9 protein-coding genes are annotated in these 11,474 nt (G+C 54.6%); 3 read left to right on the top strand and 6 right to left on the bottom strand.

What is annotated here, in order from left to right:
- The first annotated feature begins 17 nt into the window (after window positions 1-17).
- Entirely contained in the window at window positions 18-1,577 is a 1,560-nt protein-coding gene (yoaE, locus tag LZ634_RS05295) for a TerC family protein (protein WP_234502808.1), read from the top strand.
- Window positions 1,578-1,643: 66 nt separating this feature from the next.
- On the opposite strand, the gene LZ634_RS05300 is transcribed toward yoaE, so the two are convergent.
- From LZ634_RS05300 to pabB, 4 genes are all read right to left on the bottom strand, one after another.
- A complete protein-coding gene (locus tag LZ634_RS05300) occupies window positions 1,644-3,200 on the bottom strand; it encodes an EAL domain-containing protein (protein WP_265178882.1) in 1,557 nt (518 codons plus the stop codon).
- 135 nt (window positions 3,201-3,335) lie between these two features.
- Window positions 3,336-4,700, bottom strand: a complete 1,365-nt coding sequence (sdaA, locus tag LZ634_RS05305; RefSeq protein WP_234502810.1) for an L-serine ammonia-lyase — start codon at window positions 4,698-4,700, stop codon at window positions 3,336-3,338.
- A 164-nt stretch (window positions 4,701-4,864) separates the two neighbouring features.
- Entirely contained in the window at window positions 4,865-5,443 is a 579-nt protein-coding gene (locus LZ634_RS05310; protein ID WP_052285621.1) for a CoA pyrophosphatase, read from the bottom strand.
- Window positions 5,444-5,445: 2 nt separating this feature from the next.
- Window positions 5,446-6,804, bottom strand: a complete 1,359-nt coding sequence (pabB, locus tag LZ634_RS05315; protein WP_234502811.1) for an aminodeoxychorismate synthase component 1 — start codon at window positions 6,802-6,804, stop codon at window positions 5,446-5,448.
- A 91-nt stretch (window positions 6,805-6,895) separates the two neighbouring features.
- Between pabB and LZ634_RS05320 the strand changes: the two genes are divergently transcribed.
- Together LZ634_RS05320 and LZ634_RS05325 are read left to right on the top strand one after the other, a co-directional pair.
- The gene (locus LZ634_RS05320) at window positions 6,896-7,081 is read left to right on the top strand and encodes a YoaH family protein (protein ID WP_234502821.1); all 186 of its coding nucleotides are present in this window, start codon (window positions 6,896-6,898) and stop codon (window positions 7,079-7,081) included.
- A 13-nt stretch (window positions 7,082-7,094) separates the two neighbouring features.
- Window positions 7,095-7,814 carry a phosphodiester glycosidase family protein gene (locus LZ634_RS05325; protein WP_234502822.1) on the top strand — a complete coding sequence of 240 codons (720 nt, stop codon included), beginning with the start codon at window positions 7,095-7,097 and terminating at the stop codon, window positions 7,812-7,814.
- A gap of 30 nt (window positions 7,815-7,844) precedes the next feature.
- Here LZ634_RS05325 and LZ634_RS05330 read toward each other — a convergent pair whose 3' ends face one another.
- Window positions 7,845-9,842, bottom strand: coding sequence for a heparinase II/III family protein (locus LZ634_RS05330; protein ID WP_234502813.1), 1,998 nt, complete (start codon window positions 9,840-9,842; stop codon window positions 7,845-7,847).
- Window positions 9,842-11,080, bottom strand: coding sequence for an alginate lyase family protein (locus tag LZ634_RS05335; protein ID WP_234502815.1), 1,239 nt, complete (start codon window positions 11,078-11,080; stop codon window positions 9,842-9,844). Before LZ634_RS05335 ends, LZ634_RS05330 begins: the two co-directional genes overlap by 1 nt.
- Window positions 11,081-11,474: the final 394 nt, after the last annotated feature.

Here is an 11,474-nt window from a genome sequence, read left to right on the forward strand (position 1 = left end):
TCTCGTTGGAGTGGTTTATGGAACTGTTAATGGACCCGTCAATCTGGGCCGGATTGTTAACGCTTGTTGTGCTGGAAATTGTTCTCGGTATTGATAACCTGGTGTTTATCGCCATCCTGGCCGATAAACTGCCGCCAAAACAACGTGATAAAGCCCGTCTTATCGGTCTTTCACTGGCGTTGGTAATGCGTCTGGGCCTACTCTCCGTTATTTCGTGGATGGTGACGCTCACCGCACCGCTATTCAGCGTGTGGGGGCAAACCTTCTCAGGACGCGACATGATAATGCTGGTCGGCGGTCTATTCCTGCTGTTTAAGGCGACGACAGAGCTTCATGAACGGCTGGAAAACCGCCAGCATGACTCCGGTCACGGCAAAGGTTATTCCAGCTTCTGGGTGGTCGTGGCGCAGATTGTGGTGCTGGATGCGGTCTTCTCGCTGGATGCGGTGATCACTGCGGTTGGTATGGTGGAGCATCTGTGGGTGATGATGGCAGCCGTGGTTATCGCGATGGGTGTGATGCTGCTGGCTTCTAAGCCGCTGACCAACTTTGTTAACCAGCATCCAACGGTGGTGGTGCTGTGTCTGAGCTTCCTGCTGATGATTGGTCTGAGTCTGGTGGCCGAAGGCTTTGGCTTCCATATTCCGAAAGGCTACCTGTACGCTGCAATAGGCTTCTCGGTGCTTATCGAACTGTTTAACCAGATTGCGCGCCGAAACTTTATTCGTCATCAGTCCACGCAACCGCTGCGTGCCCGTACCGCAGACGCTATTTTGCGCCTGATGGGCAACCGTAAACCCGTTACGGCGGTGAGCGATGAAGGCAATAAACCGAAGATGCCGGTACCGGAAGGCGCGTTTGTTGAAGAAGAACGCTACATGATCAACGGCGTACTGACGCTGGCATCGCGATCGCTGCGCAGTATTATGACGCCGCGTGGCGAAATTAGCTGGGTTGATGCAGACCTGAGCACCGACGAAATTCGTCAACAGCTGCTGTCGTCGCCACACAGCCTGTTCCCGGTATGTCGCGGCGAGCTGGATGAGATTGTCGGGATTGTGCGGGCTAAAGAGCTGCTGGTGGCGCTGGAAGCCGGTGAAGACGTGCTGGCGATAGCCTCTGCCTCTCCGGCGATTATCGTGCCGGATACGCTGGACCCTATCAATCTGCTGGGGGTTTTGCGTCGGGCGCGCGGTAGTTTCGTCATTGTCACCAATGAGTTCGGCATGGTGCAAGGGCTGGTGACGCCGCTGGACGTACTGGAAGCGATTGCCGGCGAGTTCCCGGATGCCGACGAAACTCCGGAAATTGTGGCCGACGGTGACGGCTGGCTGGTGAAGGGTTCCACCGACCTGCACGCGCTACAGCAGACGCTGGGGCTGGAAAACCTGGTCGATGAAGACAATGACTATGCGACGGTTGCCGGGCTGGTGATTGCGGTTAACGGTCAAATTCCCGCAGCGGGAGAAATGGTCGAGCTACCATCGGTGCAAATTACCGTCACCGAAGCCAACAGCTATCGCGTGGATCAGGTGCGGGTGGTGAAGTTAACCTCGCCGCACGATGAAGAAGAGTAACGGTATTGAGCTACCCGGATGAGGAGTTCATACGCTGACTCCGGGTTATTTCAGGAAGCACGGCCTCTACTGCGCCTGTGCTTCCTGTTCCGCCATCCAGCGCGGAAAATCCTCAAGCAGTATCGGTTCTGCAAACAGATAGCCCTGTAATAAATGGACTCCGTGACGCTGGAGATAGCTCGCCTGTTCTTCCGTCTCGACCCCTTCCGCGATTAATTCAATATTCAGACGCTGACCTAGCGCGATTATCATATCGGTCACCGTTGAGTTCACCGCATCTGTACCTATTGCTTCTGTAAATGATTTATCAATTTTCAGGACATCCGGGTGCAGCATCTCGAGCCAGGATAACGAACTGTTGCCGGTACCAAAATCGTCTATCGCCAGCTTAATTTGGCGATTGCCCAGTTCACTGCGCACCTCGTAGTTGACGTCGTGCAGTGCCTCACGTTCGGTGAGCTCTACCGTCAATTGTTGAATTGGCTTCATGCTAAACCAGTTTTGTTCTAAATCTTTGAGCAGCAGCCCATCCTTAAAGTGCGGCGCTGCAATGTTAATACCTATCTGGAATTCGGGATCCTGCGGGAAGAGATGAAGCTTTTTCGCCGTTTCGCTAATCACATAGCGGGTGAGGGGAATGATCAGATTTTGCATTTCGGCAATCGGAATAAACACATCCGGATCCACCCAACCTACGCGCGGATTGTCCCACCTCAGCAGGATTTCAACCCCGGTGCAGCGCTGTACGCGTGAGTCCATTTGCGGCTGACAGTACAGGCTGAACTCTTTTCCGGCGATACCCATATTAATTTCGCGCGAGAAACTCAGTCGTCCGGCGGTCACCAGCCAGGCAATCCAGGTAAACAGTACGCTCATGATGATCGCCAGCGGCAGATCCGAATAGAGATTACAGAAGGCTAGCCGCGCAGAGCCGGGACTTAACGCGCTAATACTGAAAGGGAATTGAGAAGATTTGAGGGTATACGAGCTGCTATCGGAATTGACCAAATGCTGGGTAATTCCGGTCTCATGCTGAAAATACTGGCTGCCGACATTGAGACTCATGTGGTTAATCAGCGGCGGAGAAGACTCAAGAATAATGTTGCTGACTAAATCAATATTGATCGAGGCCAGCACGCCGTCCTGGCCATCTGCTGACGCAGGAAACCACTGGATAAGAATGGGCGTACCTTTAATCAATGAGTGGTCGGTTGTTAATTGCAAAACCGGTTGTGGGCTGGGTAACTGCGCCTGAAGCGAGTGAATCGAGATATTACGTGCGCCGAGCGCGCTGGAGCAGTAAAGCTGGCCTGATTTAATCAGCGCGATAGAGCGGACGGTTTGCAGCTCAACGGCCAGTTTGCGCAACTGCAGATGAATGGCCTCACAGGGGTGACCTACCAGCGCCAGCATTTCATTGCGCTGGCTTTCCAGCGGCTGCAGTATTTTGTTCAACCGCTCTACCGAATGACTGGTGAGCGAGTCTATCTGTTTGTGATTTACGCTACGCTGCGAAATAAATCTCGTCCCGAGGGTTAATGCAAAAGCACAAACGGCGATAGTCACACAAACGGCGATTCGCTTCCGGAGATATTTTCTGATAATCCATTGTGCGCTTTGCATGTCCGAGGCTCGGTGCGGATATATTGATAATGAAAATACCAGTGACGTTAGTGCAAGTGTAGAGGGAAGCTAAAAAAGTGAGAGAAAAGAGGTAAATAAATCACCCACCCGTATTAGGGGTGGGTGAGAAAGGTATTAGTCGCACTGAACCTTAATGGCTAAACCACCACGTGATGTTTCGCGGTATTTGGCGTTCATGTCTTTACCGGTTTCGTACATCGTCTCGATAACTTTATCCAGCGACACGCGCGGTTCGCTAGTACGGCGCATAGCCATACGCGAGGCGTTAATCGCTTTTACTGAGGCAATGGCATTACGTTCGATACACGGCACCTGGACCTGTCCAGCGACAGGGTCACAGGTCAGACCGAGGTTATGTTCCATCCCGATTTCTGCTGCCACGCAGACCTGCTCTGGGCTTGCACCCAGCAGTTCAGCCAGTCCCGCAGCGGCCATTGAACAGGCCACGCCCACTTCACCCTGACAGCCGACTTCAGCACCCGAAATTGAGGCGTTCATTTTGTACAGCACGCCAATTGCACCCGCCGCGAGGAAGTAGCGGATGTAAGTTTCAGGGTTCACCGGTTCGATAAAGTGATCGTAGTAGGCGAGCACTGCGGGAACAATTCCGCAGGCACCGTTCGTCGGCGCAGTCACCACTCGGCCGCCGGCCGCGTTCTCTTCGTTAACCGCCAGCGCAAACATATTGACCCAATCGACCACGTTCATAGGATCGTGGGAGAGCTTGTCATTGGCTACCAGCAGACGGCGTAGCGCGGAAGCACGGCGCGGTACACGCAGCGGTCCAGGCAGAATACCTTCGGTATTCATTCCGCGATCGATACAGGCGCGCATGGTTTGCCACACGTTGGCGAAGTAGTCTTCAATTTCTTGCTTGCTGTGCAGCGCCAGTTCGTTTTGCATCACCATGCCGGACAGAGACAGCCCGGTCTGCTGGCAATAGCCAAGCATCTCGGTTGCCGATGTAAACGGATAGGGTACCTGCACCACGTTGCTGGCTTCTTTGCCAAAATGCTCTTCGTCAACGATAAAACCGCCGCCGATGGAGTAATAGGTTTTGCTGTAGACCAGCGTCTCGCCGGACCAGGCGTGGATCTGCATGGCGTTCTCATGCAGTGAGAGGTTCTCACTACGAAAGCGCATACCGTCGTTGGCCGGGAAGTCGACCTCGACGCGGCCTTGCGCAAGCAGCAGGCGTCCGCGCGTTTCTACATCGCGAATAAACGCTGGGATAGCATCAATATCTACGGTATCTGGCTGGTTGCCCGCCAGACCCATAATGATCGCAATATCGGTATGGTGGCCTTTACCGGTGAGGGACAGTGAACCATAGACGTCGACGGCAACGCGCGTCACGTCATCAATCAGTCCCTTTTCGACCAGGTCATCGACGAACTGTTTGCCAGCCTTCATCGGCCCTACAGTATGGGAAGATGAGGGGCCAATCCCCACCTTAAACATGTCGAATATACTAATCACTTTAACACTCCTGACAGGGTTGCCGCGTTGTTGCGGCAACGATGTAATAACTGCGCATAGTGTATGAGGGAACCCGGAACTCAGCTTAACTATTCACATGAATTTAACTAATGAATAGCCTCGATTTTACTAATACTGAGTACCGGACTTATTGATAAGTATAGTCAGGGTTTAAGGCCCACTTGTAGCGCCAGCTCACGAATGATGCCAGCGGTCATACCCCAGACAAAATAGTGCTGATACCACGACAGCCAGACGCGGTGAGAATCGCCGCGACGATGGATATCCAGCGGGTGATAGCGGCCTAAGCGCAGCGCTTCGGCCAGCGGCATCTCAAACACCGAGGCGACTTCGTCTTCGCTGGCGTGATAGTGAAGATCCGGCGGGATGACGCCGAGCACGGGAGTGACCTGAAAACCGGTCACGCTGTCCACCGGAGGCAGGACGCCAATAATATCGACGCACTCCGGTGGAATCGCCACCTCCTCCTGCGCTTCACGCAGCGCGGCGGCAATCAGCGAGGCATCGCTGCTGTCTACCGCACCGCCGGGGAACGCTACCTGGCCGGGATGTTTGCGCAAACGCGCAGAGCGCTGTGTCAGCAGCAGGCCGGGCTGCGGGCGGCGCACAATGGGCACCAGCACCGCCGCCTGACGGGCATTGAGCGCCGCGCGGCTAGTTTGCGGGCGCAGCAGCTGAAAGCGGGAGAGGAAATCATCCAGATTCAGCGCGTTGACATCCATGGTTATGACTCCAGTTGCGATAAGATACGATTAACTTTATCAAATGTTTCCTGATATTCCGCCGCTTCTTCGCTATCCGCCACCAGGCCACCGCCTGCTGAGCAGTACAGCGTGCCTTGCGTCGCGGTGACGGTGCGGATGGTAATACTGGTGTCCATATTACCGCAGGCGCTGAGATAGCCAATGCTGCCGCACCACGCGTTGCGGCGATGCGGTTCCAGCTCGTCGATAATCTCCATTGCCCGCACTTTTGGCGCGCCGGTAATGGAACCGCCCGGAAACGCGGCGCGCAGTAGGTCAGTGGCATGCAGAGTCGGTGGCAACGTGGCGGTAATGGTACTCACCAGATGATGGACCGCCGGGAACGGCTCGACCACGAACAGCTCAGGCACCCGTACGCTGCCCGGCACCGCCACGCGGCCAATGTCGTTGCGCATCAGATCGACAATCATCAGATTTTCTGCACGATCCTTCGCTGAGTTCGCCAGTCGGTTGGCCTGTTCGGCATCGGCCTGCGGGTCGTCCAGACGCGGCAAAGTGCCTTTAATCGGCCGAGTCTGGATTTGTTCTTGCTCGAGCTGGATAAAGCGCTCGGGAGACAGGCTTAAGATAGCGCTGTCGTCGAAACGCAAAAATGCGCTAAACGGCGCGCGGTTGCTGTGGTTAAGGCGAACAAATGCTTGCCACTCATCGCCCTGATAGCTTGCCTGAAAACGCTGGGCCAGATTCACCTGGTAGCAGTCCCCGCTTTGCAAATAAGCCTGCACCTGACGGAATTTCTCGCCGTACTGCTCGCGGCTCATATTGGATTGCCAGCTTGAAGTCAGAGTAAATGGCGGGGTATCGGCGACATGTTGCTGTTCAAGCCAGACCCGTCGCGCGTGAACATCCCCATAGCTCAGTAGGGTCACCTTCTGACATTGATGGTCAACAATCAGCGCCCAGTCATAAACCCCCACCGCCATATCCGGCACGTTAATATCGGCCTGCGCCAGCTGCGGGAGATTTTCAAAACGTCGTCCTAGATCGTAACCGAACAGCCCGACGGCGCCGCCGATAAACGGCAGATCCGGAATTGCCGCTTCATTAAATGCACAGCTTGCCAGCGCATCGTGCAACAGGGTCAGCGGATCGTCCTGTGATGTCGTGACGGTACCGTCGGCGTGGCTGATTTCGGTGGTTTTACCGCGCGTGACGAGCGTGATGCGCGGCTCGGCGACCACGATATCGTAACGGCTGTGCGGATGGTTGGCGTAGCCTGAATGCAGCATCATGGCCCATGGCGAGGCGCTTAACGGGGCAAAATAATATTCTGCAGCGTCCTGTCGCCAGGGAAGCGTCATGGTTGAAGGGTGTAACATCGTTATTCTGTCCAGCCTGGTCTGCGCTGCCTATGGCGAATAATCGGGCAGCATGGGATAATAAGCGCCCACAATGTAGCAGGAGTCAATGATGTTTGCAGGATTACCTTCATTAAGCCATGAACAGCAGCAGAAAGCCGTTGAGCGTATTCAGGAGCTGATGTCTCAGGGCATGGCGAGCGGTCAGGCAATTGCGCTGGTGGCTGGAGAGCTGCGCGCGAACCATACCGGCGAGCGAATCGTTGCCCGTTTTGAGGACGAAGACGAGGACGAGTAAGCCGATGGCGTCCTTGCTAAAACTTCTGCTGCTGGTAATGGCGACTACGCCTTTACTGGCGGCAGCCGGTTCCTCCTGTCAACTTACCGATCCCGGCCTGACGCTGCAAAGCTATCGCGCCGACCCTCAACATGAACGTATCGCCATGTACTGGCACCAGTCTGATGGTAAAGACTATGGCTCACTGCGCGCGCTGCTGGCCGATATCAACGGTGATGGGCGCGTGCGGATGGCGATGAACGGCGGCATCTATGATAAAGCCTACGCGCCGCTCGGTTTGTACATTGAGAAAGGCCAGCAGAAGGTGGCGGTCAATCGCGCTTCCGGCGGCGGTAATTTCTTTATTAAACCCGGCGGGGTGTTTTATCTGCGCGGTCAGCAGGCGGGGATCGTCAGCCTGGATAAGCTGAAGTCGACCAAAGGAATGGACTACGCGGTGCAGTCCGGACCGATGTTGATTGAAAACGGGGTCATCAACTGGCGGCTTAAGCCTTCTGCCAGCTCGCGTAAGCTGCGCAACGGCGTTGGCCTCACCGCGCAGGGGAAGGTGGTGTTTATGCTAAGCGACCGCGAAACTAACTTCTATGATTTCGCCTGTTATGCCAAAACGCGACTCAACGTGCGGCAGATGCTCTATCTCGATGGCACTATTTCGAAAATGTACCAGCAGGGGGGCAGTATTCCCTGGCAGTATCATCCTTTTGTGTCGATGATCACCGTTGAAAAACGTTAAAAATGCCTTCCGTTTCCGGAAGGCGTTCTCTTAGTTAATCACATCCGGTCGTTGTTCTGGGTCATCGTACAATGTCACATGGCTCACGCGATCGCCGCGCCAGAACGAAATTTGCGTGCCAATCGGCGTGTGGTGGACGCTCACCTCGGTCAACGGCGCAGACTTCGCGAGATCCCACAGACAGACAAAACGCGCCTGCGGCAGATGGTTGCGCAACACCAGATAGCTCAGATTGCTTATCGCCGGGTTATCCGGTGCCAGCCCTTGCCACAATTCGCCGTCACCCGCGAGCCACAGCGCGACCGTCTCCTTGCCTCGGCTAAAGTGGCGCGGTTGACAACCATGCAGCGGTGTCATGGTAGACGATTCCATATGACGCAGCGGCCCGCTGAGTGAGAAGGGCTGTGGTGCACCGGTTTGGTCCAGTGCCTGTGCTGCCAGGTGCAGCGTCCAGTCGAGCTGCTGGCGGTGCGGGTTGTCTACCGTTGACAGGTCGATTAGCACATCATCGATCCACAGCAGACGGCGGCGAAAGCGAATTTCCCGCCAGGACTGGACATCCCATTCGACGCGGGTATGGCTGTTCAGCTCCGGCGGCGGTTTGCCCCAATTCACTTCCGTATCCAGCCATAAATAGTCGTCACCCATATGCCAGCCCAGTACATCTGGATTGGCGGGTGGTTGGTTACTCTGATTAACCGTCAGTGTGTTATGGGTGGCGCTGTTTTTGTAATAGTCGTAGTGCATTTGGGCACCGTAGCCGGTGGTGCCCAGATCCGGAAGCAGCCAGCCGTCGTGCTGCCACAGCATCAGACCCAGTCGGTCATAGTGATCGTGTTCGCCGCCCCACGGGCTGTGTTTGATCAACAGCGCCTGCTGTTGCTGCGGTTTACGCCACAGGGTGATCCCCGCGCCCGGCGCAAACAGCGACCGCTGAGGAATTAACGCCACTGGGGTTTCCGGCAGCGGCAGGTCGCGCCACAGCAGGGTTTCGCGCTCATCAGGCTCGCTTTCGGTGAACTGCAGCACGGCGGCATAAAGCGGATCGCGCCAGATAAACCAGGCAAACTCGTATAAATCCCGATGGTGCAGTTTTTCCTGCCCGGCGAGACAGTCGTTAAGGCGTGGAAAAGTGCCGTCCGGTAGCAGCAGGGAGAGCGGGAAGCTGAGCATTGGCCGATACCATGGACCATCAATCAGGCTCCAGCGGGTGCCGCGCGCCAGCTTCTCAAAGGCAAAGAAGCCCTGAAGCGCGTAATAGTGGTAGTGCACCGAACCTTCAAACCACAGTCCTTCAGCCAGCAGACCATTCTCCAGTTGCCAGCGCAAGCCGTACGGTTGATTGACGGCAAACTCCAGCAGTGCCTCATCGTCCAGCACAAAACCCAGTACGCCAAGCGCGGCGCTGATTTTTACTTCGTGGTTGTGAATTTGCGGACTGCGGTGTTCGCGTAAAAAAGTCGCCGCACAGCGCAACAGGTTCTCACTGATGTGCTGCTGCTCCGCCGGGGTTAAGGCCTCGCGAATAAAGTCATAGCCCAGCGCCATATCCAGAATACAGTTGGCCTCGCACAGGGTTTGAGCATTCATCTTGCCCGGCCCGTTATGCGGAATATCACCGTGGACTTCATAACCGGGATAGACATCGGCGTAGCCCATCAGCAGCGTGCGCACTTTATCGCGATAGGCGGCAACGCCGGTCAATTGCCACAGCAGCCCCAGCTGTTGACAAGCGCTGGCGTTGCGTCCGTTCATCTCCCGCCACCAGGCACCATCCCACGGTTCACCGCGAAAAATTTCGCCGTCTACCGGACAGGCGTGCTGATGAGGAGAATCGGCCTCCCACGTAAGCCGCACGCCATGGTGAGGACAGAAGTAGTAGAGATTCCAGCTGGCAATCCCGGTCTGCGGGATGCGTACCTCGGCCTCCAGCATCGGTTGTGCATTCTTCACGAGCTGTTCAATCAGGCCGTTATTGCCGGCTGCACGTCTGGCAATGTCGGGCCATAGCCCAGAAAATTGTTTCATCAGTGGTTATCCTTGACCTCTGCTGATACGGAAAGTGGGGCGATGAGCGTGGTGATATCGTCAGGATATTTCGCGCGCAGCCATTGGGCTTTTTCACGGAATAGTGGGTCTTCCGGCCAGGCGTGCGCGGCGGTGGCAATATTGCGCAGCGCTTTTTTATCATCCATTTTGTCGAGATCTTTCCACGGCCATGGCGTGTCGCTGTTAATAAACCCAGCAATGTAGTGATAGCCCTTGCGCAGGCTATGGTCGTCGAGCGTGAAGTTCCAGATATCTACCCCGGCTTTTTCGCCGAGGCGGCCCAGTCGGTTGTAGGCTTCAAGGTTGAAATTGCTGTAGTGCCACGGGCGGGTACGCTCAAGTTCCGCCATCTGGCGGCCTTCAATATCAAACTGCCCGGCTATACGGCGCAGTTGGGTAACGTACAAGCGTTTTTTCGCTTCCTCGGTTTTGCCGCTGAACAGCGCAAAGGTCGCCGCCTGCATATCGAAATAGGTGCCGTGGTTGTTGTGCCAGTTCTCCTCTTCAAAGCCGTTCTGGCTGGTGGTCATCCAGTGATAAAACTCGCCGAACCACTGCTTAAGATCGGTGACCTCTTTGTCACTTAGGGTGCCGGAATCTTGCAGCAGGGCGATGGCGTCCACCACATCGACCAGCGCGCGGCTGTCGATAATGCCAATGCCGCGCCCGGTATTAATACCCGGAATCGCCTGGGCGTGCTGCAAATTAGGCGTCATACGGGTTTCAGGATTGAGGAACCAGCTTTTTAGCTGTTCAACGGCCTTCTGTGCGTAGCGACTGTCCTGGGAGAAGTACCAGGCCAGTGCCAGCGTAGAAACGTCGTTACTCATCTTGACCAGCCGATTTTTATCGGTGGCGTCGCTATTGGCGTCCGGGTTGGTTTGCCCATCTTTGCGGATGTACGGCAGCCCGTCTTTGGTGTCCGGGTTTGGCCACCAGTACGGCGGGAAGCTGTAATAGTCATGCTTGTTGCCACTGGCGGCGACCAGCGTTTTGTCCATGACCGAAAACAGCGGGTGCTTCAATGCCAGGTCCGCTTTTTTCAGCAACGCGCTTTGCGCCTGCATAAACAGCGGATCTTTGGCGGCTATCTGCTGACGGCTAAAAGCCAAATCTTTGCCATCAAGCGTATACGGCTCGGCGGCATACAGCGACGAGCTTAAACCAGAACACAGGAGCGCAAGGCCGAATAATCCTCGGCGAGGTATTGAGTTCATAGTGATAACCCTTCTACAAATATGAGAAAAGATAACAACAGAATTATACCTGTCGCGTATTTAAGAGACGCAGAAAACAGGCGGTTTAATTAATTAGTGGCGTTTTTAAATAGGATGGCGTGCAGTGTAAAAGACAAAGTGATTTTTTTTGTGATGCACATCATATTTATATCGATGGTTAAAAAATAGCACATTTAATGCAGTGTGAATCACAGAAATCAGCGTTTTTCTATTTTTGTTTATAATATCAACGAAATGATGAAATTCTTAAGTTGTTGATATTTATTTATTTTGTTTTTAAGTCACTTTTTTTGTCACTTTGCGGTGTGATCTGATTCAACTTTTTTGTTTTTGAAACGGGATTTCTTTTTTGTGTGGTTGTATTGAAAAATAT

Source organism: Kluyvera intermedia (assembly GCF_021440345.1).
Lineage (GTDB): Bacteria > Pseudomonadota > Gammaproteobacteria > Enterobacterales > Enterobacteriaceae > Kluyvera > Kluyvera intermedia_A.